At 72.0% G+C, this 22330-nt stretch carries 18 protein-coding genes and 1 pseudogene; 8 read left to right on the top strand and 11 right to left on the bottom strand.

From position 1 onward, the window contains the following. Nucleotides 1-19: 19 nt before the first annotated feature. Together ACFZDL_RS07845 and ACFZDL_RS07850 are read right to left on the bottom strand one after the other, a co-directional pair. Complete coding sequence (locus ACFZDL_RS07845) at nt 20-1498, bottom strand: MFS transporter (protein ID WP_353596479.1); 1479 nt, start codon at nt 1496-1498, stop codon at nt 20-22. A 111-nt stretch (nt 1499-1609) separates the two neighbouring features. Then, a complete protein-coding gene (locus ACFZDL_RS07850; protein ID WP_353596478.1) occupies nt 1610-3214 on the bottom strand; it encodes a fatty acyl-CoA synthetase in 1605 nt (534 codons plus the stop codon). A 194-nt stretch (nt 3215-3408) separates the two neighbouring features. On the opposite strand from ACFZDL_RS07850, the gene ACFZDL_RS07855 reads away from it, so the two are divergent. Continuing rightward, complete coding sequence (locus ACFZDL_RS07855; RefSeq protein ID WP_353596477.1) at nt 3409-4071, top strand: TetR/AcrR family transcriptional regulator; 663 nt, start codon at nt 3409-3411, stop codon at nt 4069-4071. A 27-nt stretch (nt 4072-4098) separates the two neighbouring features. Here the strand turns inward: ACFZDL_RS07855 and ACFZDL_RS07860 are convergent, their stop codons facing one another. Beyond that, complete coding sequence (locus ACFZDL_RS07860) at nt 4099-4479, bottom strand: ArsR family transcriptional regulator (protein WP_353596476.1); 381 nt, start codon at nt 4477-4479, stop codon at nt 4099-4101. Between the two features lie 132 nt (nt 4480-4611). On the opposite strand from ACFZDL_RS07860, the gene ACFZDL_RS07865 reads away from it, so the two are divergent. Next, nucleotides 4612-5871 (top strand): MFS transporter, encoded by a 1260-nt coding sequence (locus tag ACFZDL_RS07865; protein WP_391190653.1) that lies wholly within the window; start codon nt 4612-4614, stop codon nt 5869-5871. Between the two features lie 38 nt (nt 5872-5909). Here ACFZDL_RS07865 and ACFZDL_RS07870 read toward each other — a convergent pair whose 3' ends face one another. Further along, nucleotides 5910-6677 carry a sulfite exporter TauE/SafE family protein gene (locus ACFZDL_RS07870; RefSeq protein ID WP_353596475.1) on the bottom strand — a complete coding sequence of 256 codons (768 nt, stop codon included), beginning with the start codon at nt 6675-6677 and terminating at the stop codon, nt 5910-5912. Between the two features lie 42 nt (nt 6678-6719). Beyond that, on the bottom strand, nt 6720-7367 hold the full coding sequence (locus ACFZDL_RS07875) for a TetR family transcriptional regulator (RefSeq protein WP_353596474.1): 648 nt from the start codon (nt 7365-7367) through the stop codon (nt 6720-6722). A gap of 140 nt (nt 7368-7507) precedes the next feature. On the opposite strand from ACFZDL_RS07875, the gene ACFZDL_RS07880 reads away from it, so the two are divergent. Continuing rightward, entirely contained in the window at nt 7508-8710 is a 1203-nt protein-coding gene (locus tag ACFZDL_RS07880; RefSeq protein ID WP_353596473.1) for a cytochrome P450, read from the top strand. 5 nt (nt 8711-8715) lie between these two features. Then, nucleotides 8716-8931 carry a ferredoxin gene (locus ACFZDL_RS07885; protein ID WP_353596472.1) on the top strand — a complete coding sequence of 72 codons (216 nt, stop codon included), beginning with the start codon at nt 8716-8718 and terminating at the stop codon, nt 8929-8931. 48 nt (nt 8932-8979) lie between these two features. On the opposite strand, the gene ACFZDL_RS07890 is transcribed toward ACFZDL_RS07885, so the two are convergent. Continuing rightward, nucleotides 8980-11661, bottom strand: a complete 2682-nt coding sequence (locus ACFZDL_RS07890) for a SpoIIE family protein phosphatase (RefSeq protein WP_353596471.1) — start codon at nt 11659-11661, stop codon at nt 8980-8982. A gap of 249 nt (nt 11662-11910) precedes the next feature. On the opposite strand from ACFZDL_RS07890, the gene ACFZDL_RS07895 reads away from it, so the two are divergent. Together ACFZDL_RS07895 and ACFZDL_RS07900 are read left to right on the top strand one after the other, a co-directional pair. Continuing rightward, a complete protein-coding gene (locus ACFZDL_RS07895) occupies nt 11911-13356 on the top strand; it encodes a glyceraldehyde-3-phosphate dehydrogenase (protein ID WP_353596470.1) in 1446 nt (481 codons plus the stop codon). Nucleotides 13357-13435: 79 nt separating this feature from the next. After that, complete coding sequence (locus ACFZDL_RS07900) at nt 13436-14794, top strand: CAP domain-containing protein (protein WP_353596469.1); 1359 nt, start codon at nt 13436-13438, stop codon at nt 14792-14794. Between the two features lie 127 nt (nt 14795-14921). Here the strand turns inward: ACFZDL_RS07900 and ACFZDL_RS07905 are convergent. The 4 genes and pseudogenes from ACFZDL_RS07905 to ACFZDL_RS07920 all read right to left on the bottom strand — a co-directional run. Next, nucleotides 14922-16022, bottom strand: a pseudogene (locus ACFZDL_RS07905) (endo-1,4-beta-xylanase); the annotation flags it as partial. Between the two features lie 16 nt (nt 16023-16038). Continuing rightward, nucleotides 16039-17688 (bottom strand): glycoside hydrolase 43 family protein, encoded by a 1650-nt coding sequence (locus ACFZDL_RS07910; RefSeq protein ID WP_353593582.1) that lies wholly within the window; start codon nt 17686-17688, stop codon nt 16039-16041. 301 nt (nt 17689-17989) lie between these two features. Further along, the gene (locus ACFZDL_RS07915) at nt 17990-18517 is read right to left on the bottom strand and encodes a TerD family protein (protein WP_391190716.1); all 528 of its coding nucleotides are present in this window, start codon (nt 18515-18517) and stop codon (nt 17990-17992) included. 93 nt (nt 18518-18610) lie between these two features. After that, the gene (locus tag ACFZDL_RS07920) at nt 18611-19528 is read right to left on the bottom strand and encodes a DMT family transporter (RefSeq protein WP_353593580.1); all 918 of its coding nucleotides are present in this window, start codon (nt 19526-19528) and stop codon (nt 18611-18613) included. Nucleotides 19529-19602: 74 nt separating this feature from the next. On the opposite strand from ACFZDL_RS07920, the gene ACFZDL_RS07925 reads away from it, so the two are divergent. Then, nucleotides 19603-20454, top strand: coding sequence for an AraC family transcriptional regulator (locus ACFZDL_RS07925; RefSeq protein WP_353593579.1), 852 nt, complete (start codon nt 19603-19605; stop codon nt 20452-20454). 8 nt (nt 20455-20462) lie between these two features. Here ACFZDL_RS07925 and ACFZDL_RS07930 read toward each other — a convergent pair whose 3' ends face one another. Further along, on the bottom strand, nt 20463-21344 hold the full coding sequence (locus ACFZDL_RS07930; protein ID WP_353593578.1) for a helix-turn-helix transcriptional regulator: 882 nt from the start codon (nt 21342-21344) through the stop codon (nt 20463-20465). A 204-nt stretch (nt 21345-21548) separates the two neighbouring features. On the opposite strand from ACFZDL_RS07930, the gene ACFZDL_RS07935 reads away from it, so the two are divergent. Beyond that, the gene (locus ACFZDL_RS07935; protein WP_353593577.1) at nt 21549-22298 is read left to right on the top strand and encodes an SDR family oxidoreductase; all 750 of its coding nucleotides are present in this window, start codon (nt 21549-21551) and stop codon (nt 22296-22298) included. Nucleotides 22299-22330 lie beyond the last annotated feature (32 nt).

A 22330-nucleotide genomic window follows, 5' to 3' on the forward strand; every position in this document is an offset into this window, starting at 1 on the left:
CAGGGCCCCTGAACGGGGCTCAGCCCTGGCGCACCGGCTGCGGTCCGGCCGGTGCGCCGGCGGTGGTGGCGGAGGGCCGGCCCGCGCCCTTCCCCGGTATCAGCGCGGCGATCAGCAGCGCCACCACCGCACCGCCGGCGCCCATGGCGAAGGCGGTGCGGAAACCGTCCTCGGAGGGCATCGCCAGCGGGCCGAGCCGGGTGGTCATATGGGCGAGCACGACGCCGACCACCGCGCTGGAGGTCGAGGTGCCGATCGCCCGCATCAGGGTGTTGAGGCCGTTGGCCGCGCCCGTCTCGGACACCGGCACGGCCGACATGATCAGCGCCGGCATCGCGGCGTACGCGAAGCCGATCCCGGCGCCGATGACACAGGAGACCAGGACGATCTGCCAGACCTCGGCCATGAGGACGACGGCCAGCAGATAGCCGACGGAGATCACCGCGGAGCCGATCAGCAGCGAGGACTTGGGCCCCCATGTGGCGGTGATCCGCGCGGAGACCGGCGACACGGCCATCATCACCAGCCCGGAGGGGCCCAGGCACAGACCCGCCGTCATGATCGACTGGCCCAGCCCGTAGCCGGTGGCCTCAGGCAGCTGGAGCAACTGCGGCAGCGCCAGCGACATGCCGTACATCGCGAAGCCGATCACGATCGAGGCGAGATTGGTCAGCAGCACCTGACGGCGCGCCGTGGTGCGCAGATCCACCAGCGGCGAGGCGGTCCGCAGTTCCCACCGCCCCCACAGCAGCAGGATCACCACCGCCGCGCCGAACAGCCCGTCGGTGAGCGCGCTGGTCCAGCCCCAGTCGGCGCCCTTGGAGATCGCCAGCAGCAGACACAGCAGACCGGCCGACAGCCCGGCGGCCCCCACCAGGTCGAACCTGCCGCCGCCGCGGACCGGGGACTCCGGCACCACCGCCGGCACCAGCGCGATCACCACCACGCCCGCGGCCGCCGACACCCAGAACAGCACGTGCCAGTCGGCGTGTTCGGCCAGGGCCGCGGCGCCGGGCAGCCCCAGCGCGCCGCCGACCCCCAGCGACGAACTCATCAGCGCCATGGCCGAGCCGAGCCGTTCGGCCGGGAGTTCGTCCCGCATGATGCTGATGCCCAGCGGGATGACGCCCGACGAGAAGCCCTGCAGCGTACGGCCGACGACCATGGGCGCCAGCGAGTCGCTGAGCGCGCACACCACCGACCCGGCCACCAGCAGCCCCAGGCTGATCAGCAGCATCCGCCGCTTGCCGTACATGTCCCCGAGCCGCCCCAGCACGGGGGTGGCCACCGCGCCCGCCAGCAGCGTGGCGGTGATGGCCCATGAGGCGTCCGAGGCCGAGGTGTGCAGCAGCCCCGGGAGGTCCGGGACCAGCGGCACCACGAGCGTCTGCATCAGGGCGACCACGATCCCGCCGAAGGCGAGCACCGCGACCACCGGTCCGGTGCGCGGCGCAGGGGTGTCCGTCGTCGTCTCGGCCGTATGGGGCGCTTGGGCCACGGGTGTCCTCCGGAGTGCCGACGCCACGGAACGCGCCATGCCGCCGCGGCTGTATGACGCCCCCTCAGGGGGGCGGCGGCAAGTGTCGCATATTTTTGTGTAACGCGTACGTCAAATCTGGGCGGGGTCGGTGCCCTCGCCCAAGTAGGCGTACTCTTCGCGGAGTTCACGCTTGAGGATCTTGCCGCTCGGGTTCTTCGGCAGTGACTCGGCGAAGACCACGTACTTGGGCACCTTGAAGCCCGCCAGCCGCTCGCGGCAGTACGCGATCAGCTCCTCGGCCGTCGGCCGGCCGCCGGGCCCGGCCACCACCACCGCCGTCACCGCCTCGACCCAGTACGGGTGCGGCACGCCGAACACCGCGGCCTCCGTGACCGCCGGATGGGTGTGGATGACCTCCTCCACCTCGCGCCCCGAGACGTTCTCCCCGCCGCTGTTGACCATGTCCTTCTTGCGGTCGACGATCGTCAGATACCCCTCCTCGTCGAAGACGCCCAGGTCACCGCTGTGGAACCAGCCGCCCCTGAACGCCTCCGCCGTCCGCTGCGGGTCCCGCCAGTAGCCCGGTGTGACATGCGGGCCGCGGTGCACGATCTCCCCGACCGTCCCCGGCGCCACCGGGCGGCCCTGCTCGTCGACGAGCCGGGTCTCCACATGCAGACCGGGGCGCCCCGCCGAACCCGCCTTGCGCTCCTGGTCGGCGGGGCCCAGCACGGTCGCGATCGGCGACATCTCGGTCTGTCCGTAGAAGTTGTACAGCGCCAGCCCCGGCAGCCGCCGGCGCAGCTCGGCCAGCACGGGCACCGGCATGGCCGCGGCGCCGTAGTAGCCCTTGCGCAGCGAGGACAGGTCATGGCGGTCGAACTCCGGATGGCGCAGCAGGGAGATCCACACGGTCGGCGGCGCGAACAGCTTGGTCGCCCGCTCGGCCGCCACCGCCGCGAGCAGCGCCGCCGGGTCGGGTCCGGGCAGGACGACCGAGGTGGCGCCGAGAAGGATGTCGGGGGTGAGGAAGGCGTGCAGCTGGGCGCAGTGGTACAGCGGCAGCGCATGGACCTCCACATCGTCGCCGGACATGCCGCCGTCGACGATCGCCGTCTGGTACTGGGAGATCAGACCGCGGCTGGTCATGATGGCGCCCTTGGGCCGCGACTCGGTGCCCGAGGTGTACATCAGCTGCACGGGCTCGTCGTCGGCCACCACCGGGTCCGGCACCGGATGGCCCTCCTCCGCGCCGAGCGCCGCCAGATCCTCCCAGCCGGCCCGCCCCTCCGGCCCGCCGATCGCGGCCCGCAGCGCGATCCGCGGCGGCGCGGCCTCGGCCAGGGCGGCGTCCGCGGCGCCGATCAGACCGGCGCCCGCGATGACGCCGACGGCGCCCGAGTGGCGCAGTACGTAGGCGACCTCGGGCGGCGTCAGCATGAAGTTGACCGGCACCGACACCGCGCCCAGCCGGGCGAGCGCGAAGTAGGCCACCACGAAACCGTGCGAGTTGCGGGCGTACAGCACGACCCGGTCGCCCCGGGCGACCCCGCGCGCCGCGAGCGCCCCCGCGGTCCGGCTCACCAGCGCGTCCAGCTCCGCGTACGTCTGGCGGAGCGCGCCGAACACGACCGCCGTCCTGGCGGGCACCCGCGCCGCGGTCCGCGACAGCAGGTCGGCGATGCCATGGCGGCGGGCGCGCGCGACGTCCGGGGGCAGGGAAGGTGCGGTCACCGGCGATCTCCCGAGGTGAGGGGGCGGAACGGAACGCCCGCCACGCTGACACGGCCCGCGGGGCCCGGCAAGGTGTGTGACACGGGCGCCCTGCGCGGAGGCGAACCGAGCCTCAAAAAGGGGAGGGTGCGTAGCCTTGGCCTTCGGTGCCCGCGTCGGCGGGCGGGAGACGGACGGAAGAGGGGATCCACCGGATGGCGCAGCAGGTGGACGGGACGGCCCGCAGGGGAAGGGGGCGTCCGCCGCGCCTGTCGCGCGATCAGATCGTCAGCGCCGCCGCGGAACTGGCGGCGCGTGAGCCCGGTGTCGTCCTGACCGTCAAACGGGTCGCGGAGGCCGTGGACTCCGCCCCCATGGCCCTCTACCGCTACTTCCCGGACCGCGACGATCTGCTGCAGGCCGTCGCCGACCGGATCATCGCGGACGCGGAGCACACCGAACCTCCCGGCGACACCTGGCAGGACCAGCTGCGCGCCTGGATGCACACCAGCCGCGAGCGCCTGCGCCCCTACCGGCAGCTGCTGTCCTACATGGCCGCGACCGAACAGCCCGCATGGGTGCCCGCGCTGGTCACCCTCACCCGCGTGCTGCGCCCGCTGCGGCTGGGCGAGGACGAGCTCGCCCTGGCCGTCACCCTCGTGTGCTCCACCGTCATCGGCCACGCCGTGTACGAGACCCACCGGCGCCCCGCCGAGCAGAAGATGGCCGCGCTGCGGGAGGCCCTGGCGTTGCGCCCCCAGGAGGAGCAGGAGGCCGTGGGCCCGCTGCTGTCCAGGCTGCCGGACGCCCAGCGCCGCCTGTTCGACGCGGTCGTCGACCGCACCGTCGCCGCGGTGGAGGCCCTGGCCGAGGGGTGAACCGCGGGACTCATCGCCTCGCGGGGCTCATCCCTCGGGCGGGGTCCAGTCCGCGATCAGATCGAGCAGCCCGGGAAACCGCGCCTGAAGGTCGTCGACGCGCACATGGCTGCGCCGCTCCAGGCCGTACTGGCGCTGCCGGATCAGCCCCGCGTCGCGCAGGGCGCGGAAGTGGTGGGTGAGCGAGGACTTCGGGCGGCCGATGCCGAACCAGCCGCACGGGTGGTCGTACGCCTCCGATTCCAGCAGCAGCGTGCGGACCACCCCCATGCGCAGCGGGTCGCTCAGCGCCGCCATCACCACCTCGAGGCGCAGCTCGTCGCGGGCGGGCTCGGGCAGGGGTTCCGGCAGGTCGGCGGGGGCTGGGTAGGGGCCGGCGAATCTGTCGGCCGTGGTGGTCTGCGGCATCCACGTCACCTCCGGTGAGACAGCACAACCATCAGTACGAGTTGAATCGTACCGGAGTTTATGTTCGACTCTTCTCGTACTGATGGTTCGACTTTTCTCGTACAGCATGTGTACGGCTCGGAGGGAGCCCCCATGGGGAGCGCAGGAAGCGCCCAGCACGCCGAAACCCCGGCAATGGCTACGACGGCGGCGGCCGCGGCGACGGCCACCGCGGCCGAGCCCCCGCCGCGCCGGGAGGTCTGGCTCGCGGCATGGCCGGTGACCGCCGTCTTCATCCTGTCCAACACGGCCACCCCGCTCTACGTCCTGTGGCAGAAGGAGCTCGGGTTCTCCTCGGGGATGCTGACCGTCGTCTTCGCCTGCTACATCGTGGGCCTGATCGCGGCCCTGCTGGTGGCCGGAGTGGTGTCCGACCGGGTCGGCCGCAAGCCGGTCCTGCTGCCGGCCCTTGCGCTGGGCATCGTGGCCAGTGTGCTGTTCGCGACGGCCGGCTCGATCGTGGTCCTCGCGATCGCCCGGCTGCTGAGCGGCGTGGCGGTCGGCTCCATCGTCTCGGCGGGCATGGCGGCCGTGACCGATGTCGCGGGACCGGACCGCAAGCGGCTCGCCGCACTGCTGGCCTCCACGGCCATGGTCCTGGGCGCGGGGCTCGGCCCGCTGCTGGCCGGGGTCCTCTCGGAGACCCTGCCCGGCCCCACGGTCACGGTGTTCCTGGTGGAGATCGCGCTGCTGGCCCTGGCGGTGCTGGTCGTGGCGCGCATGCCGCTGCGCCGCCCCACCGGTGCGCGGCGAGGTGCCTGGGTCCGGGTGCCGTCCGTGCCGCGCGCCAACCGTGTCCACCTCCTGCTGGGCATCGCGGTGTTCGCCCCCGGTATCACCTCCACCTCCTTCGTCCTCTCGCTCGGCCCCTCGCTCCTGGCGGACCTGCTCGGCACCACCAGCCGCGTCGTGGCCGGAGCCACCGCCTTCGTGATGTTCACGGCGGCGACCGCCGTCCAGTTCGCCGTGCGGCGGCTGAGCGTGGGCGTCATCCTGACGGCGGGAGCCGCGTCGACCACCCTGGCCATGGCCTCGCTGGCGCTGGCCATCCAGCTGTCCGCCACCCCGCTGCTGGCCCTCGCGGCGGTCCTGGCCGGCGCGGGGCAGGGGATGGGACAGCTGGGCGGGCTCACGCTGATCAGCGCCCATGTGCCGGCCGCCCGGCTGGCCGAGGCCAACGCGGCGCTGAACGTCGGCGGTTACGTGCCTGCCGGGCTGCTGCCGGTCGCGGTCGGATACCTCAGCGACGCGGTCGGGCTCTCCCGCGGCACCACCGTCTTCAGCGCCGTCGTCGCGGCCGCCGCGCTCGCCGGGGGCGCCGTCGTGCTGGCCAACCGCCGTACCACCCCCTGAACATCCACCCGTCCGCGCCGGGAGCGGCGGCCGTCGGCTCAGCCGACCAGCATCTGGACGATGGCCACCGTGCCGACGGTCACGATGAGGCTCCGCAGCACCACGGGGCGCAGCCGACGGCCCGCCCGGGCACCGAGCTGGCCGCCGAGCGCGGAACCGACCGCGATGAGCCCGACGGCCGTCCAGTCGAACTCCGCGACGAAGAGGAAGAACAGCGCGGCCACCGTGTTCACGAGGGCGGCGAGGACGTTCTTGGTGGCGTTGAGGCGCTGCAGGGGCTCATCGAGCAGGATGCCCATCAAGGACATGTAGATGATCCCCTGCGCGGCGGCGAAGTAGCCGCCGTAGACGCTGGCCAGCATCAGGCCGATGAACAGCAGCGGGCCGCCGTCGCGGCGGGCGGCCCGCCCGGCCCGCTCGCGGCGGCGGCGCACCCTGGCGCTGATCAAGGGCTGGAGCGCCACCAGCACGAGAGCGAGCCCGACCAGCACGGGGACGATCGTCTCGAACGCGGACGCGGGCAGGGCCAGCAGCAGTGAGGCGCCGGTGAGACTGCCCAGCAGGGCGCCGACACCGAGCTTGAGGATGCGCCGGCGCTGGCCGGTGAGCTCGCTGCGATAGCCGATGGCCCCGCTGACGGAGCCGGGGATCAGGCCCAGCGCATTGGACACCGTGGCGGTGACGGGTGGCAGACCCGTCGCGAGCAGCACCGGAAAGGTGATCAGGGTCCCCGAACCGACGACGGTGTTGATGGCGCCCGCACTGATGCCCGCCACGAAGACGGCGACCATCTCGCCCGGCGTCATACGGTGTCCTCTCGTGGAATGTACATGTGCATGGCACCGACGCTAGCGGGCCGAGGTTTCGGTGGTCACCGAACCCTGCCCCTGCACCGAACCCCGCGCCGGCATCTCCGGCAGCTCCGGCAGACCATCCAGCAGGGTGCCCAGCGCGACCATGACCAGCGAACACACCTCGTCCGGGTCGGCGTCGGCCAGCGGCTCCTTGCCGACGACCACCCGCATCATGCCGATCCCGAGCATCCAGGACAACGCCAGGTCCGCACGCAGCGCACGGTTGTCGGCGCTGCTCAGGGACGCCAGCACCCGCGCGTAGTCGTCGCTGATCGAACGTACCGCCGTACCGATCTCGTCACCGCTGCCGACGGAGCGCAGCAGGGTCGCCAGCGCGCGGTTCCCCGGCTCCCTCCCGCGGTGGGCGAGCAGCCCGCGCAGAGCGGCCTCGAGCAGTTCACCGGGCGGGGTGCCGCGCATCTGCTCCGCCCCGTCGTGCGCCACCACCTCGCCGAACAGCGCTCGTTTCGAGCCGTAATAGCGGAAGAGCAGCGCCTGGTTCACCCCGGCGCGGTCCGCGATCTCGCGGACCGTCGTCCGCTCGTAACCCCGCTCGGCGAACAGCGCGGACGCGGCCTCGAGCAACCGCCGCCGCGTGGCCCGCGCATCCCGTCGCCGCCCCTTGGACGTGGTCGTACCCACCGCGACACTCCTCTCGTCCGCCCCGCGATCCCCGCGGTCCTACGGGAGGATCGCCGGATCAACGGCGCAATCGGGCCGTTGACCGTACCAAGTGGCGACTCCTACGTTTGTAAGCACGTGCTTACGCAAGGGAGGTCACGGTGACCACAGCGGAGACGACCGTGCGGTCGGAAGCGATCGCCTATCCCTTCAACTCCTCCGAGGGCCTGGGGCTCAGCGAGGCGTACCAGGAAGCCAGGAACCGCCCGGGGTTAATGCGGGTGCGCATGGCGTACGGCGAGCCCGCCTGGCTCGTCACGCGCTACGCCGAGGCCCGGCTGGTGCTCGGCGACCGGCGCTTCAGCCGCGCCGCGGCGCTCCACCACGACGAGCCCCGGCAGTCCGAAGGCCGGCGCAACAGCGGCATCCTGACCATGGACCCGCCCGATCACACACGGCTGCGCACCCTCGTCGCCAAGGCGTTCACCGTCCACCAAGTGGAGAAACTCCGGCCGTCGGTGCGGCAGTTGACCCATGAGCTCCTCGACGAACTCGAGGCCGCCGGACCGCCCGCCGACCTCGTCGACCGCTACGCCCTGCCCATCCCGGTCGGGGTCATCTGCCGACTGCTCGGTGTGCCGGAGGAGGACCGTCCCAAGTTCCGGGCCTGGAGCGACGCCGCGCTGTCCACCAGCTCCCTGAGCGCCGAGGAGTTCGACCGCAACCGCGACGAACTGCGCGCCTACATGGCCGGGCTGATCGACACGCACCGCGCCGCGCCCCAGGACGACCTCATGACCTCGCTGATCGAGGCCCGGGACGCCGGCGACCGGCTCTCCGAGCTCGAACTCGTCGACCTGTGCGTGGGCATTCTGGTGGCCGGACACGAGACCACGGCCACCCAGATCCCCAACTTCGTGCTGACGCTCCTCGACCACCCCGGCGAACTGCGCCGGCTGCGCGAGCAGCCCGACCTGCTGAACGGCGCGGTCGAGGAGCTGCTGCGCTTCGTACCGCTGGGCGTGGGCGCCTCCCAGCCGCGCTACGCGACCGAGGACATCGAGGTGGGCGGCACACTGGTGCGCGCCGGAGAGCCCGTCCTCGTCGCCGTCGGCTCCGCCAACCGTGACGCGCTGCGCTTCGACGAGCCGGGCAAGCTGAACGTGGCCCGCCCCGCCACCCAGCACCTGGGCTTCGGCCACGGTGTGCACCACTGCCTCGGGGCGCCCCTGGCCCGGCTGGAGCTCCAGGAGGCGCTGGGCGCGCTGATCACCCGCTTCCCGGGGCTGCGCCTGGCCGGGGACGTGGTGTGGAAGGACCAGATGCTGGTTCGCGGGCCGCGCGTCATGCCGGTCGGGTGGTGACCGGGATGACCTGGAAGGCCGAGATCGACGGGGGCCGGTGCATCGCGTCCGGCATGTGTGCCGGAATCGCTCCCGACCTGTTCGCCCTCGACGCGGAACACGCCCGCCCGCTGGCCGACGAGGTCCCGGAGGAGGAGCGGGTACTGGACGTGGCCGACTCGTGTCCCGCGGCGGCGATCACCGTCCGGGACGGCGCCACGACGGTCGGACCGCGCCCCTGACCCCAGGGTCGTACCGCCCGGCCGCCGCAAGGGCGACTACAAAGCCGACTACAAGGCCGACGGATCCTCCGGCTGCAGGGCCGACGGGTCCCCGTGGCCGACCAGGCTCTCGCCCGGCGCCCCCGCGCCATCGGGCGCCGCCACGCCGCTCAGGGCCTGCTCGGCCCAGATGACCTTGCCGTGCGGGGTGTAGCGGGTGCCCCAGCGCTGGGCGAACTGGGAGACCAGGAACAGCCCGCGCCCGCCTTCGTCGGTGGCCCTGGCCCGCCGCAGATGGGGGGAGGTGCTGCTGCCGTCGGAGACCTCGATGGTCAGGTCGCGGCCGCGGAGCAGCCGCAGACGCACGGGAGCGGCGCCGTAGCGCAGGGCATTGGTGATCAGTTCGCTGATGATCAGCTCGGCGACGTAGTCGGCCTCCTCCAGACCCCACGCCCGTATCCTCTCGGCGCAGGCGGCGCGGAGCGGGGCCACCGCCGCCGGGTCGAGCGCCACATCCCACTCGGCCACGTCCTTTGGGTCGAGCACGCGGGTGCGGGCCACCAGCAGGGCGATGTCATCGCGCGGGCGGGTGGGGAGCACGGAGTCCAGCAGGCTCTGGCAGGTCTGCTCGGGGCTGAGGTCCGGGCTGTCGGCGAGGGCGTGGCGCAGCCGGTCGAGGCCGGCACCGGGGGCGCCGTCGTGCCCTTCGAGGAGCCCGTTGGTGTACAGCACCAGGCGAGTCCCTTCGGACAGCGGGAGCTCGGCCACCTCGAAGGGCTCCCCTCCCAGGCCCAGGGGCGGGGAGACCGGCACCGCCGGGGTGTCCACGGCGCCGTCCGGGCCGATCAGCACGGGCCCGGGGTGGCCGGCCGTGGCCACGGTGCAGTGGCCGCGCACCGAGTCGTAGATGGCGTACAGACAGGTGGCTCCGGTGATCCGGGTGCCGTCCGGGTCGGCCTCCTGCTCCAGGTCGAGCCGGGTGACCAGCTCGTCCAGGAGGGAGAGGAGCTCATCGGGCGGCAGGTCCAGGGCCGAGAAGTTCTGGACCGCGATGCGCAGCCGGCCCATCGTGGCCGCGGCGTGCAGGCCCTGCCCGGCCACCTTCCCGACGGCCAGGGCGACCCGGTGTCCGGGCAGCGGGATGACATCGAACCAGCTTCCGCTCGTCCCGCCCTGTGCCGGCAGATAGCACGAGGCCACCTCCGTGGCGTCCTGATCGGGCAGGCTGCCGGGCAGCAGATTGCGCTGCAGGGTGGTGACCATGGCGTGTTCGCGGGCGTAACGGCGAGCGTTGTCGACGCAGACGGCGGTGCGCGCGGACAGCTCTCCGGCGATCGCCAGGTCCTCCTCCTCGAACGGTTCGCTCCGCCGCGTCCGCCAGAAGTTGGCCAGCCCCAGGGTGACGCCGCGGTAGCGCAGCGGAACGGTGATCAGTGACTGGACCCCGTGATCGGGGAGGCACTCGGCCCGGGGGCCGAGCTCGGTGGCGTCGCTCACCAGGGCCTCGAGGATGGCGTGGCCGGTCCGCAGGGCCCGGCTCTGGGGCGCGGCGGGCGGGTAGACGGCCCGCTCACCAGGGCGGAAGAGGGGGTGTCCGGTGGCGTCGCCGCCCACCGCCGTCCGGTGCAGGACCTCGTGCGGCGGCTCCGGTTCCTCGCCCTGGAGCACGGGGTCCAGCAGCTCGACGGTGACGATGTCGGCGAACCGGGGTACCGCCACTTCCACCAGCTTCTCGGTGGTTTCCGTCAGCTCCAGGGTCGAGCCGATCCGCACCCCGGCGTCGTACAGCAGCTCCAGCCGCTCGCGGGCCGCCGCGGCCCGGCCGGACAGCGCCTGCAGTTCGGTGGTGTCCCTGAGCGTCGCCACGCTCCCGGCGGGGCCGCCCGTACGGTCCGTGGGCCGGAGGTTGACCGCCAGCAGGCGGTTGCCGCACGGGTACACCTCATCGGTGACGGGCCGCCCCGAGGCCAGCAGTTCCGTCAGCTGCGGCTCGAGGCCGAGTTCGCCGATGTGCCGCCCCTCGGCGTCCGGAGCGAGGCCGAGCAGTGTCCGGGCCTCGCTGTTGACCAGCAGCAGCCGTCCGTCCGCCGCCAGGACGAGCACCCCTTCGCGGACCGAGTGCAACACCGCGTCGTGGTGTTCGTACATCCGCGTCATCTCCATGGCGCCCAGGCCGTGGGTCTGCCGCCGCACCCGCCTGCTGATCAGCGCCGTCCCGCACGTGGTCAGGGCCATCGCCCCGGTGGCGCTGCCGATCAGCAGCGGCAGCCGCTGGGTCATCACGCTGTTGACGCTCTCGACCTTGACCCCGACCGACACCCCGCCGAGGACGCTGCCGTCGGCCTTGGTGACGGGGACCGCCGAGACCACGGACAGGCCCTGGCTGGCGTGGAATGTCTGGGAGATGATCTTTCCGGCCAGCTCTTGCCGTACCAGCTTGGCGGGGCCGATGATCCGCTTGCCGATCAACGTCGTGTCGGGGTGGGTGAGACGGATCCCGCGGCGGTCGAAGACCACCACGCTGTCGACGCCGGAGGCCCTCCTCGCCGCCTCCGCGGAGGACTGGAGCAGCGCCGTCGGGTGGTCGCTGGTCATGGCCTGGCCCACGCCAGGGGCGTGCGCCAGTGTCCCGGCGACCGCGAGGGAGCGCCGGCGGGCATCCGTCATGCCCTGGCTCCGCGCCTGCAGCGCGAGCATCACGACCGCCCCCGCGACCAGGAGCAGGATCAGCAGCAGCTGCAGGACGAACACCTGCCCGGCGACGCTGCGGGTACGCGACAGGGCCCCCAGCCGTCTCCAGGGGGATGCGGGGGGTGTGAGGGGGGCTTCGGACCCGGATCGGGGCCGATGCCGCCGCCAGGACATACGAGCATGTGTGCTCATGTCCGCATTTATAACATTCCATTCAGTGCGATCGACAGGGCTGGGGTGGCTCCATTTGAAAGATCAAAATGGCGGGGGGTTAGCATATGAGCGCCGCCTAGCTCGAAAGATAAATTTGTGACTGTCAACGAGGACTCGTTCACCAACTGGAAGCACCGCGAGGAGATCGCGGAGTCGATGATCCCGATCATCGGGAAGCTGCAGCGCGAGCGGGATGTCACGGTCCTGCTCCACAGCCGCTCACTGGTGAACAAGTCAGTGGTCAGCATCCTCAAGACCCACCGGTTCGCCCGGCAGATCGCCGGTTCGGAGCTCTCCGTCACCGACACCCTGCCATTCCTGCAGGCCCTCACCACCCTCGACCTGGGCCCCTCCCAGATCGACATCGGCATGCTCGCCGCGCTGTACAAGACCGACGACCGCGGTCTTCCGGTGGAGGAGTTCACCGCCGAGGCCGTCGCCGGCGCCACGGGTGCCAACAAGATCGAGTGCCGTGAGCCGCGCGACGTCGTCCTGTACGGATTCGGCCGCATTGGCCGCCTCCTCGCCCGCCTCCTCATCGAGAAGGCCGGCTCCGGCAACGGCCTGCGGCTGCGCGCCATCGTCGTCCGCAGGGGCGCCGGCCAGGACCTCGTCAAGCGCGCCTCGCTGCTGCGCCGCGACTCCATCCACGGCCAGTTCCACGGCACCATCACCGTCGACGAGGCCAACAGCACGATCGTCGCCAACGGCAACGAGATCAAGGTGATCTACTCCGACGACCCGACGTCGGTGGACTACACGGCGTACGGCATCAAGAACGCCATCCTCATCGACAACACCGGCAGGTGGCGCGACCGCGAGGGCCTGTCCCAGCACCTCCAGCCCGGGATCGACAAGGTCGTCCTGACCGCGCCCGGCAAGGGCGACGTCCCCAACGTCGTCCACGGCGTCAACCACGACATGATCAAGCCGGATGAGCAGATCCTGTCCTGCGCCTCCTGCACCACCAACGCGATCGTCCCGCCGCTGAAGGCGATGGCGGACGAGTACGGCGTTCTCCGCGGCCACGTGGAGACCGTCCACTCGTTCACCAACGACCAGAACCTGCTGGACAACTACCACAAGTCGGACCGCCGCGGCCGCTCGGCCCCGCTCAACATGGTCATCACCGAGACCGGCGCGGCCTCCGCCGTCGCCAAGGCGCTGCCCGACCTCAAGGCGACGATCACCGGCAGCTCGATCCGGGTCCCGGTGCCGGACGTCTCGATCGCGATCCTCAGCCTGCGGCTCGGCCGCGAGACCACCCGCGAGGAGGTCCTCGACCACCTCCGCGAGGTGTCGCTGACCTCCCCGCTCAAGCGGCAGATCGACTTCACCAGCGCCCCGGACGCGGTCTCCAGCGACTTCATCGGCTCGCGCCACGCCTCGATCGTCGACGCCGGGGCCACCAAGGTCGACGGGGACAACGCGATCCTCTACCTGTGGTACGACAACGAGTTCGGCTACTCCTGCCAGGTCATCCGCGTCGTCCAGCACGTCTCCGGGGTGGAGTACCCGACCTACCCGGCCCCGCAGGTCTGACCCCGGCACGATCAGCGGTCCGGCGCCCCGCCAGGCGGGGCGCCGGAACCCCGCGCGGCGCCCCCGCGTTGGGTGTGACATGGGCGAACTGGTTCCTGGCGGAAACGCCTTGCTCCCGGACGGCATGCTGTTCATCCGGGTGCCGGGCCCCTTCGACCTGTCCTTGCTGATCACCGGAGACGACGGAAAGGTCGCGTGGGACGGCGACTTCGTCTTCTTCAACCAGCGCTCCGCCCCCGGCGTCTTGCTGCAGACAGACACCATCACGCTCCGGCCGGGGCGGCTGCGTCGGGGCGCGAGCCGCGTCACAGTGGTGATCAGCCCCGCCGACCCCGGCACACCGCTCGGCCGGCTGCCCAGCCCCACCATGAGGATCACGGGGGTGGGCGGGGCGCGGGCCATTCTGTTCACCCCGCCGCGCCCGACCCAGGAGACGGTGCTGCTGCTCGCCGAGATCTACCGGCACGGCAACCGGTGGAAGGTGCGGGCCCTGGGGCAGGGGTACGCGGACGGGCTGGCCGGGGTGGCGAGGGACTTCGGCGTGGACGTGGTGGACGACGGCGGGCAGCCGCCACTTCCGCCGTCCCCGCCCCCGTCTCCGCCGCCGTCCCCGTCGTTCATCACGCCCTCCATGACGTCCCCCGTCGGCGCCGCCCACGACCCCGACGGGTTCCTCGGCCTGGTCAACGGCGTACGGTCGCGGACCGGAGCCCCGGCCGTCGCCCTCGACGCCCGGCTGAGCACGGCCGCCCGGGCCCATGCCGACGCCATGGCGGCGCAGGGCTGCCTCGGCCTCGAGAGCCCCGAGGGGACGTCGGTCTTCCACCGGATCGCCGCTACCGGTTACACCTGTCTGACCATCGCCGAACACATCGTCTCCGGGCCCCGCACGGCGGCCGAGTTCGTGGACTACTGCCTCGCGGACGGCGACCGCGGCGCGCCGTTCCGGGATGCCTCGGTCGCGCACATCGGGATGGGCCGGGCCGTCGGCGGCCGCTCGGGCGAGGTCTTCTGGACCGCGCTGTGGGCCCAGCCGCTCACCGCCGAGGGCCTCGCCCGTACGGCGGACGCCGTCCGCGCCCTCACCAACGCGGAGCGCGCCGCGGCCGGACTGCCGCCGCTGGCCCCGGACTCCCACCTGACCATGGCCGCGCAGCGGCACAGCGAGGACATGGTCGCCCGCGACTTCTACTCCCACACCGCCCCCGAGGGCAGCCGGCCCTGGGACCGGGCGGCCGCCGCCGGATGCCGCCACCGCGGCATCGGCGAGAACATCGCCTGCGGCCAGCGGACCCCCTCGGAGGTGGTCCGGGGCTGGATGAACAGCCCGGGACACCGGGCGAACATCCTGAAGCCGGAGTTCAGCCACCTCGGGATCGGCTACGCGACGGGGAGCCGGGCGGGCACCTACTGGACACAGCTGTTCGGCAGCGTATGACACACCCGGGCGGATGAGCGGTTGCGGCGGCTGGGGCCCTCGCCGGCCCCCATCATGCCGCTGGTCCCGGCGGCGGTGGCGGTGGGGGCGGCGCGGGGCCCCTGGGCGGTTCTCACCTCCAGTGTGCTGCGGCCCTGGTCGCGGTGTTAGTCGTGGCCTTCGCCGCGGGGGTGCCGCCGAGCGCGGTCAGCGCCGCGTTGTAGGCCGGCTTCTTGTTGCCGTTGCCGTCGAAGAGCAGTGGCTTCTCCCCGGAGCGCCAGGAGTCGGTGTCCCGGATGCCCCAGACCGTGATGCCGTTGCACCGCGCCACGTTCATGCAGGCCTTCACCGTGTTCGCGTACGCGGTCGTCGGCGCCTGCGCGATGTCCAGCTCGGTGATCTGCACGTCCACACCGAGGGCGGCGAAGTTGGACAGGGTGGTCTGGAAGCTGGCGGGCGGGCCGCCGGTGCCGAAGTGGGCCTGGAAGCCGACGCAGTCGATGGGCACGCCACGGGACTTGAAGTCGCGGACCATGCGGTAGACGCCCTGGGTCTTGGCGTCGCTCCAGTTCTCGATGTTGTAGTCGTTGTAGCAGAGCTTGGCCGACGCGTCGGCCGCCCGCGCGGTGCGGAAGGCCTGCTCGATGAAGCCGTCGCCCAGCAGGTTCTGGAAGACCGAGGGGCGGTGTGCTCCGCTGCCGCCGTCGGCGAACGCCTCGTTTACCACGTCCCAGGCGTAGATCTTGCCCTTGTAGTGGCTCATCACGCCGTTGATGTGGTTGTTCATCACGCTGCGCAGGGTGTTGGGGTCGCCGATGGAGCTGACCCAGCTGGGCAGCTGGGAGTGCCAGACCAGGGTGTGGCCGCGTACGCGCTGGCCGTGCGAGGTGGCCTGGTTCACGATCTGGTCGGCCGGGCCGAAGTTGAAGGAGCCGCGGGAGCGCTCGGTGGTGTCCCACTTCATCTCGTTCTCGGGGGTGACCATGTTGAACTCGCGGTTCAGGATGGCCGAGTACGTCCCGTCGCCAAGCTTGCCGGCGGCCACGGCGGTCCCGAAGTACCGCCCGGACTGGGCCGCCTGAGCGCCCAGGGTGGACGCCTGAACAGAGGCGGAGGCGTCAGTGGCCGTGGCAGTGGCAGTGGCGGACGCCGGCGCGGCGGTCGCGGTCCCGGCCACCGCCATCACGCCGGCGGCCAGCAGACCTAACGCCGCGTATCGGCGCCGGCCGGATCGGATCAGAGGGGTCATGTCTCTCCTTGAGCGGTCAGGGCGTGCTCAGTTCGAAGCGCGCGACTCTCACCGAGCCGCCGAGTGCCTGGGTGGCGTAGTTGAAGAGGGCGTAGCGATAACCCATGAAGAACCGCCAGTCGTTGCCCATCGTGAACGAGGGCCCGAGGCGGGTGAAGGTGGTGCCGTCGGTGCTGTAGGAGAACGTGCCGGGCCGTGCCGCGCCGGGGCGGATGTCGGCGTTGGCCCGTAGCCAGATGCGGCCGCCGGAGACGGCGGCGCTCGCGGCCTCGGCGCCGGTGCCGGTGGTGTTCCAGTTGCTGTCCATGGTCAGGCCGTTCACCATCACCACCCTGGTCGCGCCGCCGTCTCGCTTGATGCCGATCCACGCGGAGGAGTCGCGCAGGAGCGCGAGGCCCGCCCGGTCTCCGTCCCTCATCGCGGAGTAGTCGAGCTGGATGGTGGCGGTGGAGGTGGGCCCCTGGATCCGGTGGGTGAGGGTGTTGCGCGCCCAGTACAGATCGCCGGTGACGGTCGCGGTGCGCAGGGTCAGTCCGTTGTTGACGGACCACTTGCTGTTGTCGGGGTTGTGGTTCCACTCCCACTGGGGTTTGAGGGTGGTGCCGTCGAAGGTGTCGACGCCGGTCATCGGGGTGGTCTGGCGGGGCGGGGCCGGGACGGCGGGGCTGGGGTACGAGGCGCCCCAGGCGCCGTTCACGAGCTGGATGACGGGCCAGCCGTCCGAGGTCCAGGTGATCGGGGCCAGGACGGGGATCCGGCCGCCGGGGTAGGCGTCGACGAAGGCCATGTAGTGCCAGGCGCCGTTCTGCGTCTGCACCAGCCCGCCCTGGTGCGGCACCCCGCCGCCGGCGACCGGGCCGCGCAGGTCGAGGAGGACCTGTCGCAGGGTGTAGGGCCCGAAGGGGCCGCTGGTCGACTTGAGGATGTACTGGCCGTTGGCGGGGCGGGTGAGGAAGATGTAGTAGTTGCCGTTGATCTTGTAGAAGCGGGAGCCCTCCAGGGTGCCGATGCTCGACGGTGTGGAGAACACCTGCTGGGTGCGGACCTGGGTGCGGCCGTCCGCGGAGAGCTGGGCCACGTTGATGGTGGTGTTCCCGTACGCCACGTACAGGCTGTCGTCGGTGTCGACGAGCAGACCCGCGTCGTAGTAGGCGTTGTTGATCGTGGTGAGTCTGGACCAGGGCCCTTCGACGGCGGTGGCGGTGTAGATGTACGTCTTGGCGAAGTCGATCTGGCCGAGCCAGTAAAACGTCCTGTTGCTGGGGCGGTAGGCCAGCGACGAGGCCCAGATGCCCCGGACGTACCCGCGTGCGCCGTTCAGGTCGTACTTGGCGCCGAAGTCCAGGACCGGCACGGAGTGTCCGGCGAACTCCCAGTTGACCAGGTCGTACGAGCGCAGGATGGGCGCCCCCGGCGAATAGTGCATCGTGGAGGCCGAGTAGTAGTAGGTGTCGCCGACGCGGATGATGTCGATATCGGCGAAGTCCTGCCAGATCACCGGGTTGGTGTACGACGCGGCAGCGGCCGACGGGCCCTGCGCCTTCGCCGCGCGGGCCGACGCCGCGGCGGGTGGGGCGGCGGTCATCGGGGCGGCGGCCGCGGCGATCAGGCCGGTGGCCGTCGTCAGCGCTCTCCGGCGGCTGTGAGGGTGATGGGTCCATGACATATGACTCACTCCCTTGCGCTGTGGGACCGCTCCCACGGGCGGGTGCGGGACGGCGGGAAGGACTCGCCGATAGGGGGGTGGGGGTGCTGTCGTGCCCGGTTCGCGCTGTGTGTCCTGGTCAGGCGGTCCAACGTTCGGCATGCCGAATGACAGTCGGTTGTTCGGACGCTGTGGATGATAGGTGACTCACGGGGCGCGTCAATACCCCTCGCATCATCCGGCACCGCCGCACCATGCCGCGCCGACGAAAACCAGCGGTGCTCCGGGGAACACCGCTGGGGGGGCGACTGTGCGGGCGCGGCTACACGTTGACGCCGTAGTCCTTGGCGATCCCGGCGAGACCCGTCGCATAACCCTGGCCGATGGCGCGGAACTTCCACTCGCCGTCACGCCGGTAGAGCTGGCCGAATACCATCGCGGTCTGGTCGTGTGCGTCCTCGGTCGGCTCGTAGCGGCACATCTCCACCTCCGTCGCCTGGTGCACCGCGCGAATGTAGGCGTCGCGGATCCGGCCGAAGGTGATGGCGGCCCCGCCCTCGTTGTGGACCGACACCACGAACACCACGGACTCGGCGTGCGCCGGAAGGAGGTTGAAGTCCACGGCGATCTGCTCGTCGTCCCCCTCGCCCTCGCCGGTCTTGTTGTCGCTGGTGTGGCGCACCGACTGCTCCGGCGTGGTGCGGTTGTTGAAGAAGACGAAGTGCTGGTCCGACAGAACCCGTCCGTCGCCGCCCAGCACGAGCGCGCTCGCGTCCAGGTCGACGTCGCCGGGGGCCGTCGTGAGCAGCCCGTCCGTCAGGCCATAATCTACATCGTTGTAGAAGTTGATGGGGTGTCGAACGGTCCATCTCGGCCAGGTGGCGCGCCCGGCGGGACCATCCGCGGGCGGCACAGCGACGACGCCGGACCTGGCACTACCCGCTCACGTGGCCGACCTGCGGGTCTGCAGGCTCAGCACGGCACCCGCCATCAGCAGCAGCGCCCCCGCGCCCTGCACCCGGCCGAACGACTCGCCCATGAAGAGCGTGGCGCACACCGTATTGACGACCGGCACCAGGAACATCATGAGAGAGGCCGACGCGGGCCCCACGGCCGCGATTCCCCGGTAGTACAACAGGTTGGCGACAGCGGCGGCGCACACGGCGAGATACGCGGCGTTCAGCCACACCCCGGCCGACAACTCGCCCCAGCGCACCTCCGGCAGATCGGGCACGGCGATCACCGCCAGGAGGACGGCGCCCGCACACGTGGCGTAGGTCGTGGCCCGCAGCGGCTCGATACCGGCCAGCACCCGCGGCCCGGCCAGGGTGTACGCGGCCCAGCACACCGCACTGAGGAGGAACAGCGCGTCCCCGGCGAGCCGTGCCCGGTCACCGCCCCCGGACGAGGCGCCGCCCGCCCCCAGAAAGAAGACCACGGCCCCGGCCAGTCCCGTCCCGAGCCCGGCGATACGCGCCGCCGAGGCCCGCTCACGCCGTACCACCAGCAGAAAGGCGCTGGTGATCACCGGGCTCATGACCGGGATGAGAATGCCGGCGTCCAAGGACGGCGCCAGCGACAGCCCCCAGAAGAAGAACGCGTTGTACGCGAACACGCCCAACACCCCCGCCAGCGCCGCGCGCCACCCATGGCGCGCCGCCACCTCCGTCCGCCGCCGGCCCCCTGACACCCGTACGGCCAGCAGCAGGGCGAGGGCGCCACCGCCGAAACGCAGCAGCGCGGCCACGGTGTGCGGCATATGGCCCACCATCGACTTGGAGCTGGAGAAGGCGCTGCCCCACAAGACCATGGTGACGAAGAGGAGTGCATAAGGGCCGCTCAAGCCCTGTTTCGATGCCATGCCCCCACCCTGGCCGGCCACCGCGCGCCCGTCTTGAACGCCTGTGCGCACACCATGTGCAGCACAATGAGGCCATGGGAACGGGACCGAGCTGGGTGCGGTACTGGCGGGACGGCTCGCATCCGCTGGAGGCGATGCACGCCCACTTCTTCGACCACGTGTACGCGCCGCACAGCCACGACACGTACTCCTTCGGCATCACCGACGTCGGCGCCCAGCGTTTCCACTGCCGCGGCGCGGCCCACACCAGCGGCGCCGGGATGGTGATGGCCTTCAACCCCGACGACGTGCACGACGGCCGGGCCGCCGCGGAACTGGGCTACCAGTACCGCATCGTGCACATCGGCCCCGCGCTGGTGCGCGACGTCCTCGCCGACGCCGCCGGCAAGGGCGCCGGGGCCATGCCGCTGTTCGGACAGCCCGTCCTCCACGACCCCGCGCTCACCGGCGCGCTCGCCCGCCTCCACGCCGTGCTCAGCGGCCCCGCGGAACCCGGCGTACGGGACGAATGCCTGACCGCGGCCGTGCTCGCGATGGCACGCCGCGGCGCCACCCGCGCCCCCCGCCTCCGCACGGAATCGGCGGCCGCCCAGCGGCAGATCGCCCGCCGGGCCCTCGCCCTCCTCCGCGAGTCCTGCCTCGAACCGTCCCTCGCGCCACTGACCACCGACGCCCTGGCCCAGACGATCGGCTGCAGCCGCTACACCCTCTACCGCGCCTTCCACGCCGAAGTGGGCCTGGCCCCCAGCGCCTACCAGCGCCAGCTCCGCCTGCGCCGCGCCCGCGACCTGATGACCACCGGGATCGGCCCCGCCGCCGCGGCAGCCGCCACCGGCTTCGCCGACCAGGCCCACTTCACCCGCTGGTTCCACCGCGCCTACGGCCTGACTCCGGGCACCTTCCGCCGTGCACTGGCGGCGGGTTAGCCACTGGATCAGGACTTCGGCTGTTCGGCTCCGTCCGTGCCGCTCGTCATGGTCGTCATGTCCTGCGTGCCGATGACGGAGAGCAGTTCCAGCTGGGCGGCGCCCTCGGTGCCCGGCGGGGCGCTGAACCACAGCAGGCGTTGCCGTCCGTCCTCGCTGAACAGGCTGTGGCAGTCCAGCTCGATCACGCCCAGCGCGGGATGGACGATGCGTTTGTGGTCGGCCCGCCGGAGGGCGACGTCGTGAGTGTCCCAGAGGGTGGCGAACTCCTCGCTGCGCCGGCGCAGCGCGGCCACCATCCGGGCCACTTCGGGGTCGCTGGCGCGCCGGGCGGCGACCGCCTGGAGGTCGGCGACGAAGACCCGGGAGTGGTGGGGGTGGTCCTCGAACGGGTAGATCGTCCGGGCCCTGGGATCGGTGAACCAGCGGTAGACGAGGCTTGCCGCGGGGCCGCGTACGGCCGGGGGCCGGCCGACGAGCGCGGCGGCCAGGGGGTTCTGGACGAGGATCTGGTGCAGGTCGGTGATCACCTGGGCCGGGGTGGTGGTGAGCCGGTCGAGCAGACCGAGCAGACCGGGCTGGACGTGCGCGTTCGCGCCGTGGGTCGCGGGAGGGACCGGACGGTCGGCGAGGTGGAACAGATGGTCGCGTTCGTCGCCGTCCAGCCGCAGCGCCCGGGCGAGGGCGGCCAGCACCTGGGCCGACGGCTGCGCGCCCCGCCCGCGCTCCAGCTCGGTGTAGTAGTCCGCGGACAGCCCGGCCAGCTGGGCGACCTCCTCGCGCCGCAGACCCGGCACCCGGCGCCGGGGCCCGCCGGGCAGTCCGACGTCGGACGGGCGGATCCGGTCGCGCCGGGATTTGAGGAACGCGGCGAGCTCGGCATGGTTCACGCCCCCCATCGTCGCGCGTACCGGCGGGCTGAGCCAGGGGTTGGGAACCCCAGGGTCGGGACAGCCCTGGCAGGCCCGGGAGCCCCGGGCCACGGTGGAGACACGGACAGGGCACCGGGCTCGCCGGCACCGGCACTCCGGCACCGGCGCCACGGTTCACCCAGTGTTCCGTCCTTCATCAGGCATCAACACGCAGGAGTCCCCATGTCCACCCAGGAAACCGCGAAGAGCCGCGTCGCCGTCGTCACCGGCGGCTCCCGTGGCATCGGCCGCGAAACAGTGACCCGGCTGGCCGCCGAGGGATACGCCGTCGTGGTCGGGTACGCGGGCAACCGCGACCGGGCCGAGGCCGCCGTCAAGGAGATCACCGCCACCGGTGGCAGGGCGGTCGCCGTGCGGGCCGACGTCGCCGACGAGCAGCAGGTGGCCGCGGTCTTCGACACCGCGGAGGCCGAGTACGGCGGCATCGACGTCGTCGTCCACGCGGCCGGCCGGGGGCATGTGGCCCCGGTCGCCGACCTGGACCTCACGGAGCTGGACGCGGTGTACCGCACCAACATCCGCGGCACCTTCGTCGTCGCCCAGCAGTCCGCCCGGAGGATCCGCCGCGGCGGGGCGATCATCACCTTCTCCAGCTCCGTGGTGGGCCTGGCCTTCCCCGGCTACGGCGCCTACAGCGCCAGCAAGGGCGCCGTCGAGGCCCTGACCATGGTCCTCGCGCGCGAACTGCGCGGCCGGGACGTCACGGTCAACACCGTCGCCCCCGGCCCCACCGCCACCGACCTGTTCTTCGAGGGCAAGGACGAGGAGACCGTCGCCCGGCTGGCCGCCCAGCCCCCGCTGGAACGCCTCGGCACCGCCGCCGACATCGCCGGCGTCGTCGCCTTCCTCGCCTCACCGGCCGGCCACTGGATCAACGGTCAGACCATCCGCGCCAATGGCGGCATCATCTGACGGCCGCCTGGCCCCGCACGACCGCCACACCC

This window comes from Streptomyces sp. NPDC007917 (genome assembly GCF_042959105.1).
In the GTDB taxonomy this organism is placed as follows: domain Bacteria; phylum Actinomycetota; class Actinomycetes; order Streptomycetales; family Streptomycetaceae; genus Streptomyces.

Coding starts and splice junctions, on each gene's coding strand:
- ACFZDL_RS07925 (WP_353593579.1), top strand. CDS start 19,603: ATGGGAACGGGACCGAGCTGGGTGCGGTACTGGCGGGACGGCTCGCAT.
- ACFZDL_RS07920 (WP_353593580.1), bottom strand. CDS start 19,528: ATGGCATCGAAACAGGGCTTGAGCGGCCCTTATGCACTCCTCTTCGTC.
- ACFZDL_RS07870 (WP_353596475.1), bottom strand. CDS start 6,677: ATGACGCCGGGCGAGATGGTCGCCGTCTTCGTGGCGGGCATCAGTGCG.
- ACFZDL_RS07885 (WP_353596472.1), top strand. CDS start 8,716: ATGACCTGGAAGGCCGAGATCGACGGGGGCCGGTGCATCGCGTCCGGC.
- ACFZDL_RS07910 (WP_353593582.1), bottom strand. CDS start 17,688: ATGTCATGGACCCATCACCCTCACAGCCGCCGGAGAGCGCTGACGACG.
- ACFZDL_RS07860 (WP_353596476.1), bottom strand. CDS start 4,479: ATGCCGCAGACCACCACGGCCGACAGATTCGCCGGCCCCTACCCAGCC.
- ACFZDL_RS07900 (WP_353596469.1), top strand. CDS start 13,436: ATGGGCGAACTGGTTCCTGGCGGAAACGCCTTGCTCCCGGACGGCATG.
- ACFZDL_RS07865 (WP_391190653.1), top strand. CDS start 4,612: ATGGGGAGCGCAGGAAGCGCCCAGCACGCCGAAACCCCGGCAATGGCT.
- ACFZDL_RS07935 (WP_353593577.1), top strand. CDS start 21,549: ATGTCCACCCAGGAAACCGCGAAGAGCCGCGTCGCCGTCGTCACCGGC.
- ACFZDL_RS07855 (WP_353596477.1), top strand. CDS start 3,409: ATGGCGCAGCAGGTGGACGGGACGGCCCGCAGGGGAAGGGGGCGTCCG.